We start from the raw sequence: 16,821 nt of genomic DNA, 5'->3' as shown, positions 1-16,821 counted from the left end.
GGCGGACGTCGCCCCGCCCGGCGTCGGGCGTCAGCCGCCGCAGTTGTTGTTGCGCACCGGTTGCGTCAGCTTCTCCTGAGTGCCGAACTTCGCGTAGACGCGCAGGTAGCACGGCAGGTCGACGTCTCCGTAGTAGTTCCCGACCTGGTTGTTGTAGTAGGTGGTGCCGCTCTCGGTGACCTGCCAGCTGCCGCTGTCGCCCGACTGGATCTCCCAGTAGACGTCGCCGGCACAGCCCTGCAGGCCCCGCGCCCAGGCGATGATGTTGGCCCCGTTGTAGATCTCGGACTGCACCAGGGTGCAGGTCTCCGCCGGGGCCGCCTGGGCTGGCGTGGCGCCGACGAACAGCCCCGCCGTCAGCAACGCGCCCGCTCCGACCGCTGACATCAGCTTACGCATGGTCAGTACCTCCGTGATGGACGGTAGATCTTGACCGGAGCCTATCCGTTCCCGAAAAGAAGCTTCAATATCGAGCGGCAATCTTGTTGGAAATCTTCGCCCCGGCGTTCCCGCCCGTGAGCGGCGGCGCCTAACCACGCGCCACCTGCCGCCGGCCGGCGGCGGCCCGGCTACCAGGCCACCGGCAACGCCGTCGGGCCGAGGATCGCGTGCCCTGCCTTCCACGACACCCGGTCGGCGGGCACCGCGAGTCGCAGGCCGGGAAGCTCGCTCAGCAGCAGCGTGATGGCGGTGCGGACCTCAAGAGCCCCCAGGTGGGTGCCGATGCAGTAGTGCGGGCCGTACCCGAAGGACAGGTGCGGGTTCGGATCACGATCGAAGTCCATCCGCTCCGGATCGGGAAAGACCGCCGGATCGCGGTTGGCGGCGTCGTGCGAGGGGATGACGATGTCGCCCTCGGAGAGCCGGGCCCCGCTGGGCAGCTCCACGTCCGTCATCACCCGGCGGGGCATATCGTCGCCGTTGGAGGTGGAGTAGAGCCGTTCCAACTCGGTGACGGCGGAGTCCACCTTCTCCGGATGATCGAGCAGGTGCTCCCACCCGGTCCGGTCGCCCTCGTACGGGCGGGAACACAGCACGTGGACGAAGGTGGCTATCGAGCTGGCCGTGGTCTCCCAGCCGCCCACCACCAGTGAGATCGGCAACTTGACCTGGATGTCCATCGGCTGGTCGGCGGCGGCCGTCGCGATCTGGGTCAGCAGGTCGCCGGCGGGACAGCCGCGCCGCTGGTCGAGCTGGCTCCACAGGTAGCCACCCATCTCGACGGCGGAACGGGCGGCGTCGTCGCGGCTGAGATCGCCGGCGCCGAGGAACATGTCGCCCCACCGGCGGAACTGCGAGCGGTCCTCCCGGGGCAGGCCGAGCAGGTCGCAGACGACGTCGAGGGTGAAGGGGATGGTGAAGTCCCGGACCAGGTCGGCCGGGCTGCCACCGGTGATCAGCTCGGCCAGCCGGGCCTCGGCCGCCGCCCGTACGGTGGGGCGCAGTTCCGCCACGGCCCGCTTCGTGAACGAGTCCTTCACCGTGCCCCGCACCCGGGCGTGCTCCGGGCCGTCCATGCCGAGCATCGTTCCCGTCACGTCGACCTGGTCGGCGTGCGCGGCGGCGGCTCGGGAGAACACGTCCTGCCGGCGCAGCACCTCCCGCACGTCTGCGTACCGGCAGATCAGCAACGCGGGGACCAGCTCGCCGGCGACCTGGCGCACGATCGGCACCACGCCGGACCCGGAGGCGGCGAACTGTGCGTAGTACGGGTGCTTCTCGGGGCCGGGAGGGCGGTTCACGCCGTCGGCGTCCACATAGAAGGGATGCGGCAGGGCAGTGGTGATGTCCTGGGCTGGGGTGATCATCCCCACACCGTTCCATCGGCCGAAACTCTCGGCAATCGACCGATGGCCAAGCGTAATGTCGCCGTTTGGTCATTGCCATCCCGAGGGTGTCCGCGCGAGGGCCGAGGCCCGCTGTGGCGCGGTGGGTACCGCTGGATCGAGGGTGGCTGACCACCTTGGCCGCGTGCCGGTCGGCGCGGTCGCTCCGGTCGGCACGGAGGCCTCAGAACAGCCGCCGGTACTCGCCGTAGCCTTCGCGTTCGAGGTCTCTTAGAGGAACGAACCGGAGCGCGGCGGAGTTCATGCAGTACCGCAACCCGCCGGTCTCCACCGGCCCGTCGTCGAACACATGGCCGAGGTGGCTGTCCCCGTGCGCCGACCGGACCTCGGTACGGGTCATGCCGAGGCTGGACTCCTGGCGTTCGACCACGTTTCCCGGCTCGATCGGCCTGGTGAAGCTCGGCCAGCCGGTCCCGCTGTCGTACTTGTTGACGGAGGCGAACAGGGGCTCACCGGACACGACGTCGACGTAGATGCCCGGCTCCTTGTTGTCCCAGTACGCGTTGTCGAAGGCTGGTTCCGTCCCCGCTTCCTGCGTCACCCGGTACTGCTCCGGCGACAGCCGGGAGATCGCCTCGGGGGTCTTGTGATACTCGTGTGACACCGGTCGTTCCTCCCCGACAAGGGTCGTGGGCAGCGGAGGCTCGCTCAGCCGGCCGCCACCTGCGTCGTCGGGGCGTACCCCGCCTGCGGGCAACTAACCGCGGTTTTCTGCGTCCCGCGGCGAGGCTCCAGCGCAACCGTGTACCGCGTCCGCCGTCGGTCATCAGGCCGGAACGGAGCTGAGCGTCCGGTCGCCCGGGCCACCACGATGACCAGACGACCAGGTGCGGCTGCCGGCTTCGAGCACGCCTCAGACCTCGCCGGTCTCGACGAACCGGGCGAGTTTGGCCAGCGCCATGCGCGTACCGGTTTCGTTGTCGGCGGCGGGGACGCTGTCGGGAAGGCCTTCGTGTACGACAAGGACGTCGGTGCCGCCGTCCGCGTCAGTGAGCGTGGTGGTCATCGTCATCATGCCGCGAAACGCCGGATCGACGGTCTCGAACTCGAACTCTTCGATCACCTGCTCGTCCGGTACGAGCTTGAGAAAACGACCGTGGTAGGTGTCGGTGCGCGACGTCGACTTGCCGGCGCCCTCGGTCGTGTCGTAGGTGAGCGAGACGCGGAACGAACCGCCTTCACGAGCTTCGAAGTGATGGACACGGCTGCTCATGCCGGCTGGGACCCGCCACCTGGCGATGGCGTCGGCATCCACCAGCGCCCGGTAGACGGCCGCGCGCGGGGCCTTGACATGCTGCGAGACGCGAGTCGAATACATCGGCCCAACATAGTGCGAGCGCCCGGCCGGCACCGGGTGCATGGATCGGCCCGGCCGGCGAGGGATGATGGCCGGGTGGGCAGTGGGCGATGGGCGGGCGTGCCGCGCTCGGTTCGGTGGATCGTCGCGGCCGCCGCCGCCGTGTTCGCGTACGGCGGGGTCGTGCACCTCCTCGACCTGTTCGGCGGCAGGGTCGGTCCGCCCGCGTCGACCCCCGCCTGGCTGTCCCTCTACTTCCTGTCGCTGACGGTGCTGGATCCGCTCGCGGCGCTGCTGCTGGCGTTGCGCCGGGTCGAGGGGCTGGTGCTGGGCTGCGTCGTTCTCACCACCGACGCCCTGGCGAACGGGTACGCCAACCACGTGCTGGATCGCGCCGAAGGAATCACTGCCGGCCGGATCGGGCAGGCGGTGATCGCGGTCCTCGCCGTCGCACTGGTCGTGACCGCGCCCCGGGTCGCGCCATGGCTTGAGCCCACGTCGAGACGAGGGCCGGCCGACCGGTCGAACGGATCGCCGCGTACGCGTCTTCAGGAGCGCTAACGCAGGCTGGCCTTCGGGGCGCCGGGGCCCGGGTCGATCCTGGTCGGGCCGGCGGCGGTTGGCCGTACGTCGAAGTCGAAGATCTCGGTGGGTAGGTAGACGGTCGCGCAGGAGTTCGGGATGTCCACCACGCCGGAGAACCGGCCTTCGATCGGTGCCGCGCCGAGCAGCAGGTACGCCTGTTCGGGCTGGTATCCGAAGCGGGTCAGATAGTCGATGGCGTGCAGGCAGGCGCGCTGGTAGGCGAGCTGCGAGTCGAGGTACCGCTGTTCGCCGTCGAGGGTGACGGAGATTCCGGAGAAGGCAAGCCACTGGCTGAACTGCGGCGGGGTGTTCCCCGGGAGGAAGATCGCGTTCTCGGCGACACCGTACGTCTGCATGCCGTTCTTGATGAGGTCGACGTGCAGGTCGATGAAGCCGCCCATCTCGATGCCGCCACAGAAGGTGATCTCCCCGTCGCCCTGGGAGAAGTGCAGGTCACCGACGGACAGGTTGGCGCCGGGCACGTACACCGGGTAGAAGACCCGGCTGCCGACGGTGAAGTTCTTGATGTCCTGGTTGCCGCCGTTCTCCCTGGGCGGAGCGGTACGCGCCGCCTCGGCGGCGACCCGGTCGAACTCCGCGCCGGTCAGCGTGCCGAGGATCGCGTTCTCCGGCTCGGGTGGCAGGGCCAGGGGCGGCACCCGGTTCGGCGCGGTGGCGATCAGCGCGCCCTCGCGCTGGTTCCAGGTGGCCAGGAGCGACGCGGACGGAGCGGTGCCCATCAGCCCCGGGTGGGCGATCCCGGTGAACGAGACCCGGGGGATGTGCCGGGAGGTGGCCCGGTGCCCTTTGAAATCCCAGATGGCCTTGTACGCGTCGGGGAACTGATCGGTGAGGAAGCTGCCGCCGTTGGCCTTGGCGAAGATGCCGGTGTAACCCCAGCCCTGGCCGGCCAGGGGACCGGAGTCCTCCTGCGGGATGGGACCCATGTCGAGGATGTCGACCATGAGCAGGTCACCCGGCTCGGCGCCCGCCACGGCGAACGGCCCGCTGAGGGCGTGGACCCGCTTCAGTGGAGCGTCCCGGACGTCCTCGGCCGAGTCGTCGTTGTGGATCGCGCCGTCGAACCACTCGCGGCAGTCGACACGGAACGTCTGGCCCGGTCGTACCGTCGCAACGGGCGGGATGTCGGGGTGCCACCGGTTGTGTCCGACCTTCTCCTGGTCGGTGAAGCTTCGGGCGGAGTCGAGGGCGAACAGCAGTTCAGGCATGGCGTTCTGTCTTTCGTTCGTCCCGCCGGAGCGGGTCAGGTGGGCCGGGCCGTCCGAGCCGGGTCACCATCGGGGCAGGCGGGCGTGGGCGGGATTCGTCGATCGGCGAGCTGGGCGACCCCCGGGTACGCGTCCGACCACGTCCGGTCGCTCCGCGCTGCGCTCCGCCCGGTCGATCGCCTCGCGTAGCGCCGCCGGTGTGCGGGCGAGTCGTGCGGCGGAGAACAGCCGCCCGGCCGGCGCCCCGCAACGCGGGCAGCGCACCGTGGGGCTCGCTGTCCCGATCGGCAACGTGACGTCGAAGCTGCCGTCCTGCCGGCAGCGGTACTCGTAGGTGGCCATCGCCGTCCCCTGTCCCCAGCCTCCCGTGCGGGCGGTGGCCGGTCCGTGGCGGCTCGCCCTGTCCCCCAATTGTGGGCGATTGTCCGCAAAATGGGCGTCAAACGACGAAACGGCCGCGAACTGGTCATGGTGGGGCCGATCCGATGGCCTCTTGTCCCGGCAGCGCGGTCATCGTCAAGCGATAGTCATCGATTATTACGAGCGTGTCTCGCACGTCAAACATCTGTTGATCTCTATTGCCGCGCTGCTTGAGCAGGTGATACCCCTGTAGACCAGGTTGATCACCAAGCAGCCCCGGAGAGGCGGCGATGATCTCTGCCGTTCCCTGGCCGAACAACGGCCACCACCGACCAGCCATCCGACCGCGCCCGGTCACCCTGGCGAGGTGACCTGGCAGTAGCCCTACGGACGGAGACGGTCTCCACGCCATCGCGTACCCCCACGATCCCCCGAACCTGACCGAAGGTGGACCAACACATGAACCACCCGCAGAACGATGGGCTGAGCCGGCGCCGCATCCTGGGCGGAGCAGCAGGACTGGCCGTTGGCGCCGTCGCCGCCGCGTCGGGCCTGCCAGCCGGCAGCGCCTCCGCCGCTCCCACGCAAACCCCGCCCGACCACGCCCGCTGGAACCAGCAGGCCGCGCACGTCACGATCACTCGCGATGACTGGGGCGTGCCCCACGTGGTGGGCAAGACCGACGCCCACGCGGTGTTCGGAATGATGTACGCCCAGGCCGAGGACGACTTCGACCGGATCGAACGCAACTATCTGGTCAGCCTCGGCCGCCTCGCCGAGGCCGAGGGCGAGAGCGCGATCTGGCAGGACCTGCGCCAACGGCTGTTCATCGACCCCGAGGACCTGAAGCGGGACTATGCGCAGAGCCCGGCGTGGCTGCGCGAGCTGATGCAGGCCTGGGCGGACGGGCTGAACTACTACCTCGCGACGCACCCCGAGACGCGGCCACGCGTGATCACCCGGTTCGAGCCGTGGATGCCGCTGAGCTTCTCCGAAGGCAGCATCGGCGGCGACATCGAGCGGGTGCCGCTCACCCAGCTCGAAGCCTTCTACGCCAGGCGTGCGGTGCCGATGACCGACGAGGAGCGCGGGCTGCTGTTCGCCGAGCCCAAGGGCTCCAACGGGTTCGCGATCGCACCGAGCCACACCCGCGACGGCCACGCGTTGCTGCTGATCAACCCGCACACCAGCTTCTTCTTCCGCTCGGAGCAGCACGTGACCAGCGGCGAAGGGCTCAACGTCTACGGCGCCGCCACCTGGGGACAGTTCTTCATCTACCAGGGCTTCAACGCCAACACCGGGTGGATGCACACCTCCAGTGGTGTCGACAACGTCGACGAATTCGCCGAAACGATCGTGACCGGGGTCGATGGCGGCCACTCCTACCGCTACGGCGACGAACTGCGCCCGGTCACCAGCAAGACGATCACGTTGTCCTACCGCACCACGGATGGCGGGCAGGCGCAGCGCAGCTTCACCACCTACGCCACCCACCACGGCCCCATCGTGCGCGAGCAGGACGGCAGGTGGATCGCCTTCGCGCTGATGAACAAGCCCGTCGAGGCGCTGCAACAGAGCTTCCTGCGCACCAAGACGCGCGACTACGCGGACTTCCTGAAGGTGGCGGACTTCAAGGCCAACAGCTCGAACAACACGCTCTTCGCGGACTCGAAGGGCGAGATCGCCTTCCTGATGCCGCAGTTCATGCCGATCCGAGACGATCGCTTCGACTACCGCAAGCCCGTCGACGGCAGCGACCCGGCGACCGACTGGCACGGCCTGCACAGCCTGGAGAGCCTGCCACAGGCGGTGAACCCGAAGAACGGCTGGGCGTTCAACGCGAACAACTGGCCCTGGACCGCGGCCGGCGCGGACAGCCCGAACGCCGCCGACTATCCCCGCTACTTCGACCAGGCCGGCGAGAACCCGCGCGGGCCGCAGGCGATCCGGGTGCTGACCGCCCGGGACGACTTCACCCCGCAGACACTCCTCGACGCCGCCTTCGACCCCTACCTCACCGCCTTCGCCCGGCTCGTGCCCGGGCTCGTCCGGGCGTGGGACAAGCTGTCCGAGAGTGACCAGCAGAAGGCGAAGCTCGCCGGCCCGATCGGACTGCTGCGCGGCTGGGACTATCACTGGGGCGCGCAGTCAACCGCGACGTCGTTGGCCGTGTTCTGGGGCGAGGCGCTCTGGGCACCCCTGTCCCAGGCGGCGAAGGACGCGGGCATGTCGATGTGGGACTACCTGGCCGAGCGCGCCACCGACCCACAACGCCTCGCGGCTCTCGAGGCGGCGGCGGAGCGGCTCACGCAGGACTTCGGCAGCTGGCAGGTGCCCTGGGGCGAGATCAACCGCTTCCAGCGCAACGACGGCGCGATCGTCCAGACGTTCGACGACACCAAGCCGAGCCTTCCGGTGCCCTTCACCTCCGCACAATGGGGATCCCTCGCCTCTTTCGGGGCGAGGCGCTACCCGGGTACGAAGCGCTACTACGGCACCAGCGGCAACAGCTTCGTGGCCGTCGTGGAATTCGGGCCGAGGCTGCGCGCCTGGGCGGTAACCGCGGGAGGCACGAGCGGGCATCCCGACTCGCCGCACTTCAACGACCAGGCCGAACGGTACGCCAGCGGCAACCTCCGGCCCGTCTACTTCTACCCGGAAGACCTCAAGGGCCACATCGAGCGGACGTACAAGCCGGGCAGGTGACCGGCCGCCAACGGGAAGCGGCCCGACGGGGCGCTTCTCAAGATCGGGGGCGGTGACACCGGCCCCCTCCCCAGGGCAGGTCGTCGATGCCGAACGGGTCAGTCCGGCCAACCGGTCGGGGCGCGTCGGCATCGGCGCCGGCCCTGGTATCCGTGCCGGCTACCGCGTCCACTCGGACCGCGGCGCGGGTGGCTGGGCATGCCGGGCGAGAGCTACCGCAGCGGTGACAGCAAGTACGAAGCCCAGCACCGCCACCGGCGCGAACCCGGGCCGGACCCGGTCGCCGAGCAGCAGCCAACCGACCATCGCCGGCGCCACGGTCTGACCCACGATGGCCGACGCGGAGGCGATCGTCACCGACCCGCGTTGCAGGGCCGTCGCGTACAGGAGCAGCCCGTTCAAGCCGGCGATCACCAGCGCGTAGGTGATCGGACTGGTCAGCAGGTCACCTACCGCGCCGACCCGGCCGAGCAGCCGGGCACCGAGGGCTGCGGACCCGAAGGACAGGCCGGCCAGCAGTCCCGGCAGGGCGGGACTACGCATCCGAGGGCTGCCCAGATATGCGCCGACGGCCAACGCGATCACCGCTCCCAGCAGCCACCAACCGGCCGTCCTCGGCACCTCGGACGGCGGCCCGCCGACGGTCGAGATCACCAACAGCACCAGCCCGGCGATCACTCCGCCGATCGCCACGGCGTCCTGCATCACCAGTCGGACCCGCAGGACCAGCATGGCCAGGACCGCGACGATGCTGAGGTTCGCCGCTCCCACCGCCTGGACCGCGAAGAGCGGCACGGTCCGCAGCGCGGCGAAGCTGAGCCCCGACGACGCTCCGTCCAATGCCAGGCCCGCGGCGTACGGCCCGTTTCGCAGTAACCGCCACAGCAGCCGAGGATCAAGATGCTCGGTGGCCGCGATCTGGCGCGCCCCGATCGACTGCAGGGTCGCGGCGGTGGCAGCGCAGAACGCGGCGCCCAGCGCCAGCACGAAGCCAAAATTCATGATCGGCCCCCGGGTCGTCGATGCCGGAAACGGTCGGCGGGTGACCTGGAGGTACCCGCCTGGGCGCCGGAATCGCGAGCAGGGGGCCTCCTCTCAGTGTCCCCGGAAGGGCTCATCGGTGGCTGTGTGTCCTGCTGGTTGCTTTGTCGGCTATCCAGCCGCCTGTGACCCGGATCAGATGGCACCGACCCGTTACAAGCGGTCCTCCACCTTCCCGCGGCTGCCCGCGTCACCGGCCATCCGCCCGCGCGCCGGCTGATCGCCGAGCAGCGCCCAGCGCAGGAAGTCAACGGTCACCGCGGCCACCACGTCGAAGTCGGGGTCCGGCCCGAGGTACGGCGCCAGATGGTCGCCGTCCGGCAGTTCCAGCAGCGCCTTGGGCCAGACGAGCGGCTCGTACGCCTCGGTGCCGCCCTCAAATTCGACGACCGTGTCCTGGCGCCCGTGGACGAACAGGATCGGCGCCGGGGCGCCCGAGTAGCCCACACCGAACGGCCACTGGCCGCCGGCGAGAACGATGCCCGCCTTGAGCCGGTCGTCGCGGTGCCTCGTGAACATGCCGACGGTCGTCATGCCGCCCAGCGAATGCCCGGCCGCGGCGACGGCGTCACGCTTGATGTGTCCGTACAGTGGATCACCCTCGGTGGTGTCGAGGGCCAGTACGGCGGTCAGGACGGCCGCGTTGTCGCCCGGCTGGTTGACGATGTCCTGGTCGTCGAGCGATTCGGAGCCGCGGGCCGAGTGCGGGAACGTCGGTGCGGCGACGATGAAGCCGGCCTTCGCCCAGATGCGGAACAGCCGCAGATAGTCCTCCGGGCGGCGCGTGTAACCGTGGCTGAACACCACGACCGGGAAGCGCCCCGCCGCCGTGGGGTGGACGAGCAGCGTGGGCAGCGGTCGGTCGGCGCCGTTGGCAATCTGCACCGTCCGTTCGGTGACACCTGCGGGCGGGGTGGCGGCGATGGAGGTGGAGGTGACCGGATCGCCACGTCCGCATCCGGCAAGCAGGCCGGCAATCAGCAGTGAGCAGGCGAGCAACGGGCGTACCAGGCGCACGGCGCAACCTCCAAGGGCCGCGGCCCGCCCGGGCGCCGAGCCCCATCCGGCCCTGCGCCCGGCTCATGGCCGTCCGACCATAGTGGCATGATCCGGGGGGCTGGGCGGTGCGACGACCAGCCCTTGGACTACGAGTCGCACAGATCGGTGTCGGGCCAGCCCGCGAGTTGACCGAGCCGATCAGCGGCTGCCCGGATTCGGGGTGGTGATGCCGGGCGCGACGTCCACGTATGCCGGCGGCACGGTGGCGCCGGTGAGCCACGCCGCGAGCGCGTCGGCAGCCTGCTCCGCGGCGCGGCGGGCGGTCTGCACGGTCGCGCCGGCGAGGTGCGGGGTCAGGACCGCGTTCGGTGCCGTCCGCAGGGGCGAGTCCGCCGGCAGCGGTTCGACGTCGAACACGTCGAAGGCGGCGGCCCGCAGCCGTCCCGATTCGAGCGCGGCGGCCACCGCCGCATAGTCGAGCAGCCCGCCGCGTGCGGAGTTCACCAGCACCGCGCCGTGCGGCAGTTGGGCCAGTTCCTTCGCGCCGATCATGCCGCGGGTCTCGGCGGTGAGCCGGGCGTGCAGGCTCAGCACCTGGCTGCGCGACAGCAGCTCGTCCAGGGCGACCGACTCGGCGCCGTCGAGGGCGGCGGGGTCGGCGTACGGGTCGTGCACGAGCACGGTGGCGTCGAAAGCGCGCAGGATGCGGGCCACCCGCCGCCCGATCGCGCCGAAGCCGACCAGGCCGACGGTGGCGCCGCCGAGCTCCGAGCCGACGGCGTCGAGCGCGTAGAGGTCGGAGCGCCACTGGCCGGCGAGCACCGACGCGTGGGTGGCTGGGATCATCCGCAGCGCGGCGAGCAGCAGCGCGATGGTGTGTTCGGCGGCGGCTGCGGCGTTGCGTCCCGGTGTGCTGCGGACCTCGATCCCGCGGGCTTTGGCGGCGGCCAGGTTGACGTTCACCGGCCCGCCACGGGTGACCACGATCAGTTTCAGCGTCGGGGCGGCGGCCAGCACCCGTTCGGTGAACGGCGCCATCTGGGTGATCACCACCTCGACCCCGGGCAGCAGGTCGATGAGTTCGTCCTCGATGTCCGACGCCTCGTCGACCTCGCCGACCCGGCCGAACGGCGTGTGCGGCCATGGTCCGGAGTGCGTGACGATGTCGAGGTTGGTGAACCTGTCGAGGGCGTCGACCACGAGCGCGGGGGTGACGAAGTGGTCGCCGGCGACGAGTACGCGGGTCACGGAGCGGTCCTCCAGGTTGAGCGGGCGTTGGCAACGGCGGTGAGGTAGTCGGCGTAGCGGTCGTCGTGGGAGCGACGCGGGCTGAGATCGGTGGTCGACGGTGGAGGCAGTTCCGCGCTACCGACGGCGCGCAGGGCTGCCTGGGCCGCGCCACGGGCACCGATCTCCTCGTCGGCCAGCACCCGGACGGGCCGGCCGAGAACGTCGGCGAAGATCTGTGCCCAGGCCGGGCTGCGCATGCCGCCACCGCCGGCGTACAACTCGCCGTCGAGGCCGGCGGCGGTGAGGCAGTGCCGTGCGCTGTACGCGATCGCCTCGCAGGTGGCGACCACCAGGTCGGCGAGCGTGACGCCGGTGTGCAGCCCGTCGATGCGGGCCCGGGCCGTAGGCGCCACGAACGGCGCCCGTTCCCCGGCCTCGGCGAAGAACGGCAGCACGGACAGGCCGGTGGAGTCGCCGTCGGCCAGCAGCGCCGGCAGGTCGTCGGTGGTCGCCCCGGCGAGGTTCAGCACCCAGTCCAGTCCGGCCGTCCCGACCATCGCCGGCAGCGCCCGGAGCCACCGCCCCGGCTCCCAGGTGGTGAGCGTCAGCCCGGCGGGCTCGCCGGTGCCGATTCGGTCGGAAAGCACCTGGCAGGCCAGGGTCGTGCCGGCGATCAGCAGGCCGTCGCCGACCTTCGCGACGCCGGCGCCCAGGGCCGCGGCCGGCAGGTCGTACGGCGCGGAGACCACCGGTGTGCCGCTCGGCAGCCCGCCGACCGCGGTGTTCAGCTCCCCGACCGGTGCGGCCAGCACCGGTGCGAGCAGGTTCCGGCGGTGCGCCAGATTCAGTGTGTCGAGCAGCGCGGGGTCGTAGTCGCGGGTGCCCGGGTCGAGGAACGGCACCGAGGACACGTCGGTCGCCCGCAGTCCGGTCAGCCGCTGTACGACGACGTCCTTGCAGTACGCCGCGGTGGCTGCCCGACCCAGCGTGGCTGGCTCGTGGCGGTCGAGCCAGGCCAGCAGCGGGCCGGCGTTGCCGGCGAACGGCAGGTTGCCGGTGCGGTCGAACATGTGCCGCAGCAGGCCGCTCGCCGTCCACTCGGCGACGATGTCGGCGGCACGCGCGTCGAGCCAGGAGATGGCCGGCCGGACCGAGTGGCCGGCCTCGTCGACGGCCCAGAGCCCGTCGCCCTGTCCGGTGACGCCGACTGCGGCGACCGGACCGGGTTCGAGTTCGTCCAGCACGGCCAGGACGGAGGCGGTGACGACCTCGGTGTCCTGCTCGTACCGGCCGGGGCCCGTCCGGCACAGCACGGTGGGCCGGGCGGCGCGACGCAGCGCGGTGCCGTCCGCGGCGAAGACGACGGCCTTGGTGACGGTGGTACCGACGTCGACACCGACCGCATGGGCGCACTCAGACCGCTTCATGCGCGACTCCGTTCTCCCGCATCTCCAGCAGCGCCTCGGGCGGTGCCTGCTTGTCGGTGATGATCAGGTCGATGTCGGACAGCGGGGCGAGCCGGTGCAGGGCGGCCCGGCCGAGCTTGGTGTGGTCGACCATGAGCACGGATCGCTGGGCAGCACGGATCATGGCCCGCTTGACCAGGACGATCTCCTGTTCCTGGTGGTAGGCGTAGTTGTCGGAAACCGCCGAGGTGGAGGCGAAGAGCAGATCGACGCGCAGCGCCTCGATCGCGTCGATGCACGGCACGCCGAGGAAGGAGTCGTGCGTCGGGTAGTACTCCCCGCCGAGCGCGAGCAGTCGGATGCCCCGCATGGTGCTGAGTAGCTTGATGGTCTCCAGGAAGTTGGTCATCACGGTCAGTGGCGCCGCGTCCTCCAGGAGCCGGGCGAGCGCCAGCGTTGTGGTCGAGTCGTCGAGCATGATCGCCATGCCGGGTTCGATCAGCTCGCGGGCCCGTTGCGCGATGGCCAGCTTCTCGGCCTTCGCGGCGCGCAGCCGGTAGGACACGTTGCTTTCGAAGACGCTCGACGGTTGGGCGCTCACGCCGCCGCGGAACTTGCGAACGACGCCCTGCCGTTCCAGCTCGTCGAGGTCCCGGTGGATGGTCATGAGGCTGACGTGGAACATCTCGGCCAACTCGTTGGCCGACACTGAACCGTGCTGCAGGACGTGCTCGACGATTTCCGCCTGCCGCTGGGCCGGCCGGCTGCGCTCCGTTGCGTCGGTCATGGTCGCCATCCTTCAGACACCGGCACGTTGTAGGCCAGCAGGGCGGCTGGCGCGTCGTTCTCGGGCAGCCGGAGCGTGCTCACCGCGGTCGGATCGAGCACCGGCAGCCGGCGGCGGTACTCCGCGAGTGGCACACCCAGTGCCGCGCACACGACCAGCCGGATGACGGTGCTGTGGGCCACCACCAGGACAGGCCCGTCCGGCGCTCGCTCGCTCAGCGCGGCGAGCCCGGCGCGGAAGCGATCGACGGCGTGGGCCGGGTGCTCGCCGCCGGGGAAGTGATGCGTGACAGGGTCGCGGACGAACCGTTCGGCGACCGTGGGATCGAGGTCGGCCAGGGTGTGCCCCTCCGCGATGCCGAAGTCGAGCTCACGTAGCCGCGGGTCGGCGGTCGGGACGAGGTTGGTCGTCGCTGCTGCGGCGGCCGCCGTGTCGACCGCCCGTCGTAGGTCGGAGCTGGCGAGGGCGACGAAGCCGCGGTCGGCGGCCCAGCGGGCGAACGCGTCCGCCTGCCGTACGCCGACGGCGTCGAGCGGGATGTCGCTGCGTCCGGTGTATCGGTTGGGTGAGTGCCAGGCCGTGCGGCCGTGCCGAGCCAGCGCCACGGTCCTCATGCCACACCCCCGTTGGTGACGACGAGCGGGATGTTCTTGGCGTAGTCGGCGAGCGCGGCGTCGATCCAGTCGCGCTCGACCAGCGCGTCGAGGAAGTTCGCGTAGGCGTGGGTGAAGCGTGCGGTCGCGCCGGGCCGGGGTGCGACGACGGTTCCGGGACGGATCATGCGGCCGGCCGCGGTGACGAGCGGGTCGTCGCCGGCCGCGGCGAGGACGGCCATGCCGAAGGCCGGCTCGGCGTTGGCCGGCAGGACGAGTTCGTGGCCGAGGACGTCGGCGCGGAGCTGACACCAGTAGCGGCTACGGGTGCCGCCGCCGGTGATGTAGTGCGGTCCGTCGATTCGCGCGCCGATGCGGCGCATGTGTGCGTACGCGAGCTTCTCGACGTATGCGACCGCCTGCAGGGTGGCCGCGTACCGCTCGTCGTCGTCGACGAAGGCGCCGGCTTCGAACGCTTCCGCGTCGGGTCGCACGAACGGGAAGCGTTCTCCCCGGCCGGTGAGCGGGTAGACGATGCCGCCGGCCGGCTCGAACCGTGCTGCTGCCGCGTCCCGGCGGGCGCGATTGGCGCCGGGGAAGCGCAGGGCGAGGGTGCCGGCGCCGACGCTTGACGCGCCGCCCGGCAGCCAGCCGTGATCGGGGTGGCGGTGCGAGTATACGGCGCCGGCCGGATCATTGAGCCGATGCTCCGTAACTCCCTTGAGTACGAGGGTGGTGCCGAGTACCGCGTTCCACGAGCCGAGGGTCAGCGCGCCGGCCGCGATCTGCGCCGCGCAGCCGTCGGTCATCCCGGCGCGCACGGGCGTGCCGGCGGCGAACCCGGTGTGCGCGGCGCCGTACGCGTCGATGCGGCCGAGTAGCGTCCCGGGCCGCACCACATCCGGAAGGACACCCGAGGGCACCGGGGACATCGCCGGCCAGGCCTGCCCGGCCGGGTCGTAGCCGGTTTTCAGCGCGTGGCTCCAGTCCGTCGCGACAGGGTGCCCGACCAGTCGTGCGGCGAGGAAGTCGGGGCAGTGCTCCAGCCGAACCCGTCCGGCGGTCAGTCCGGCGCGCACCGGTGCGCTGCCGTGCTCGGCCAGCCACGCGAGCTTCGCCCGTGGCCAGGAGGGTTGCCCGGGGCCGGTCCAGTCGTCGGCGGCGCGCCCGTCGTCGTACATGAGCGCCGGTGTGAGTGGCTTCGCCGGCGCCGCCGTATCGCTGGCGAGGAGGAAGGTTCCGGACGTGCCGCAGATCGCCAGTCCTCGGACGAGCCGGGCGGGTTGGGGGTGGGTCCACTCGGCATTGGCGAGAGCTTCTCTGCTCGCTTGGCCGAGGACCTGCCACCACTGCTCGGGATCCTGCTCGTGGACCGGGCCGGATCGGTGGCTGTCCAGTCGGCCGGCGCCGCGTCCCACCACGACTCCGTGGTCGTCTGCCAGCAGGACTCGCAGGCTCTGGGTGCCGACGTCGACGCCGGCCCAGAGGTCCGAGGTGGAAGTGTGCTCTGTTCCCATGCGCGGTCGCAGCTTCCCGTCAGGCTAGGTGAGCGTTCAATTGATGTTAAAATAACACCCACTTATCGCTCGGGCCAGAGCCGGGGCGGGCGGGACTGGTCGAGCTCGTAGCGCAGCCGGCTCCGGCCGTGCCTCCTCTCGGTGGCCCGGGATCTCCCATCAGATGGGCCAAGACGGGCGCGCTCCGAGGCGCCGGAACGGATGGTGCGGGTGTCGACGGCTACCGCTGCCGCCCTCGGCGTCGCCGCGTTGTTCGCGATGTTCACGGGCTTCAACGACGCCGGGGTCCTGGTCGGGATCGGCGTCGGGGCGCCGGGGCTGCGTCCCGCCGGTGCGCTCGCCCTGCTCACCACCGCTGTGCTCGCCGCGCCCGTGCTGGTCGGCACCGCTGTGGCCACGACCCTCGACGGGCGGCTGGTGCCGGCCGGAGCGCCGGGACCGGTGTCCCGGGTGCAGATCCTGGCCGGCATCGGTGCGGCCGTCGCGGTCACCGTGCTGCTGGCGGCCCGTCGCCTGCCCACCAGCCTGACGCTGGCCCTCATCGGCGGTATCGCGGGCGCCGGCACCGGCGGCGGCCTGGTCGGTGGCGGTGGCAACGCCGTCGACTGGGCCGTGGTGGGCGGCGTGCTCGCCGCGGCGGCCGCGGCGCCGCTGGTCGGTGCGTTGGTGGCCCTGCTCGCGGCGCGGGTCGTCGCCACGCTGCCACCGTCGCCGGCCGAACGCTCCGGTGGAGCCGCGCGCCGCCTGTGCCGGCTGCACCGGGGCGGCTTCGCCGCGGCCTGCGTCGCGTACGGCGCCAACGACGGCCAGAAGATGCTCGCGGTCTACGCGGTACTGCTCGGCGGCGGGCCCGACCGCTACGCCCGGTCGCCGTCCGCGCTGGCGCTGATCGCGGCCTGTTTCATGGTGGGTGGCCTGCTCGGGGTGCGCCGCCTCGGCGGCGCGGGCGGCGGGCTGGTCGCGGCCCGGCAGGACGGGCTGGTGGTGACCGAGCTGTCCAGCGCCGGCGTGGTGCTCGGCACCGCCGCCGTGGGCGCGCCGGTGAGCATGACCCAGTCGATGTCCGGCGCACTGGTCGGCGCCGGGCTCTCTCGAGGAGCGAGGAGAGTGCGATGGCGGAAGGTCCTGAGACTGAGTCAGGCCTGGTTGTTGACCCTGCCGGCGGCGTTCGTCGTCGGCGGCGTCTGCTCGGCGGTGGCGGTGTCACTGGTGTCCTGATCGGGC

Annotated in this window: 16 protein-coding genes; 3 read left to right on the top strand and 13 right to left on the bottom strand. The window is 71.1% G+C overall.

What is annotated here, in order from left to right:
• Positions 1–30: 30 nt before the first annotated feature.
• The 4 genes from GA0070604_RS17000 to GA0070604_RS16985 all read right to left on the bottom strand — a co-directional run bounded on the left by GA0070604_RS17000 (position 31) and on the right by GA0070604_RS16985 (position 3,165).
• Complete coding sequence (locus GA0070604_RS17000) at positions 31–399, bottom strand: hypothetical protein (RefSeq protein WP_091118829.1); 369 nt, start codon at positions 397–399, stop codon at positions 31–33.
• A gap of 170 nt (positions 400–569) precedes the next feature.
• Complete coding sequence (locus GA0070604_RS16995; RefSeq protein ID WP_091118828.1) at positions 570–1,808, bottom strand: cytochrome P450; 1,239 nt, start codon at positions 1,806–1,808, stop codon at positions 570–572.
• Between the two features lie 202 nt (positions 1,809–2,010).
• Entirely contained in the window at positions 2,011–2,451 is a 441-nt protein-coding gene (gene msrB, locus GA0070604_RS16990) for a peptide-methionine (R)-S-oxide reductase MsrB (RefSeq protein ID WP_091118827.1), read from the bottom strand.
• A 249-nt stretch (positions 2,452–2,700) separates the two neighbouring features.
• A complete protein-coding gene (locus tag GA0070604_RS16985; protein ID WP_091118826.1) occupies positions 2,701–3,165 on the bottom strand; it encodes an SRPBCC domain-containing protein in 465 nt (154 codons plus the stop codon).
• Between the two features lie 75 nt (positions 3,166–3,240).
• Between GA0070604_RS16985 and GA0070604_RS16980 the strand changes: the two genes are divergently transcribed.
• Positions 3,241–3,705, top strand: coding sequence for a hypothetical protein (locus tag GA0070604_RS16980; RefSeq protein WP_208602090.1), 465 nt, complete (start codon positions 3,241–3,243; stop codon positions 3,703–3,705).
• Here the strand turns inward: GA0070604_RS16980 and fmdA are convergent.
• Positions 3,702–4,958 (bottom strand): formamidase, encoded by a 1,257-nt coding sequence (fmdA, locus tag GA0070604_RS16975; protein WP_091118825.1) that lies wholly within the window; start codon positions 4,956–4,958, stop codon positions 3,702–3,704. The two genes, GA0070604_RS16980 and fmdA, sit on opposite strands and share 4 nt — an antisense overlap.
• A gap of 63 nt (positions 4,959–5,021) precedes the next feature.
• Entirely contained in the window at positions 5,022–5,300 is a 279-nt protein-coding gene (locus GA0070604_RS16970) for an FmdB family zinc ribbon protein (protein ID WP_091118824.1), read from the bottom strand.
• A gap of 477 nt (positions 5,301–5,777) precedes the next feature.
• On the opposite strand from GA0070604_RS16970, the gene GA0070604_RS16965 reads away from it, so the two are divergent.
• Positions 5,778–8,024, top strand: a complete 2,247-nt coding sequence (locus GA0070604_RS16965) for a penicillin acylase family protein (RefSeq protein WP_091118823.1) — start codon at positions 5,778–5,780, stop codon at positions 8,022–8,024.
• Positions 8,025–8,183: 159 nt separating this feature from the next.
• Here GA0070604_RS16965 and GA0070604_RS16960 read toward each other — a convergent pair whose 3' ends face one another.
• From GA0070604_RS16960 to GA0070604_RS16930, 7 genes are all read right to left on the bottom strand, one after another.
• The gene (locus GA0070604_RS16960; protein ID WP_091118822.1) at positions 8,184–9,026 is read right to left on the bottom strand and encodes a DMT family protein; all 843 of its coding nucleotides are present in this window, start codon (positions 9,024–9,026) and stop codon (positions 8,184–8,186) included.
• Between the two features lie 192 nt (positions 9,027–9,218).
• The gene (locus tag GA0070604_RS16955) at positions 9,219–10,082 is read right to left on the bottom strand and encodes an alpha/beta hydrolase family protein (protein WP_091118821.1); all 864 of its coding nucleotides are present in this window, start codon (positions 10,080–10,082) and stop codon (positions 9,219–9,221) included.
• A 180-nt stretch (positions 10,083–10,262) separates the two neighbouring features.
• Complete coding sequence (locus GA0070604_RS16950; RefSeq protein WP_208602089.1) at positions 10,263–11,312, bottom strand: 2-hydroxyacid dehydrogenase; 1,050 nt, start codon at positions 11,310–11,312, stop codon at positions 10,263–10,265.
• Entirely contained in the window at positions 11,309–12,721 is a 1,413-nt protein-coding gene (locus GA0070604_RS16945) for an FGGY-family carbohydrate kinase (protein ID WP_091118819.1), read from the bottom strand. Before GA0070604_RS16945 ends, GA0070604_RS16950 begins: the two co-directional genes overlap by 4 nt.
• Positions 12,708–13,487, bottom strand: a complete 780-nt coding sequence (locus GA0070604_RS16940) for a DeoR/GlpR family DNA-binding transcription regulator (RefSeq protein ID WP_244161949.1) — start codon at positions 13,485–13,487, stop codon at positions 12,708–12,710. Before GA0070604_RS16940 ends, GA0070604_RS16945 begins: the two co-directional genes overlap by 14 nt.
• Complete coding sequence (locus GA0070604_RS16935) at positions 13,484–14,101, bottom strand: histidine phosphatase family protein (RefSeq protein ID WP_091118817.1); 618 nt, start codon at positions 14,099–14,101, stop codon at positions 13,484–13,486. The genes GA0070604_RS16940 and GA0070604_RS16935 overlap by 4 nt, the downstream gene beginning before the upstream one ends.
• The gene (locus GA0070604_RS16930) at positions 14,098–15,597 is read right to left on the bottom strand and encodes an FGGY-family carbohydrate kinase (RefSeq protein ID WP_091118816.1); all 1,500 of its coding nucleotides are present in this window, start codon (positions 15,595–15,597) and stop codon (positions 14,098–14,100) included. The genes GA0070604_RS16935 and GA0070604_RS16930 overlap by 4 nt, the downstream gene beginning before the upstream one ends.
• Positions 15,598–15,807: 210 nt before the next feature.
• On the opposite strand from GA0070604_RS16930, the gene GA0070604_RS16925 reads away from it, so the two are divergent.
• Entirely contained in the window at positions 15,808–16,815 is a 1,008-nt protein-coding gene (locus GA0070604_RS16925) for an inorganic phosphate transporter (RefSeq protein ID WP_167363497.1), read from the top strand.
• Positions 16,816–16,821 lie beyond the last annotated feature (6 nt).

Origin of the sequence: Micromonospora eburnea, assembly GCF_900090225.1 — a bacterium.
In the GTDB taxonomy this organism is placed as follows: Bacteria; Actinomycetota; Actinomycetes; order Mycobacteriales; family Micromonosporaceae; genus Micromonospora; species Micromonospora eburnea.
The sequence above is the reverse complement of the archived record's forward strand: the minus strand, read 5'-3'. Positions and strand labels throughout refer to the sequence as shown.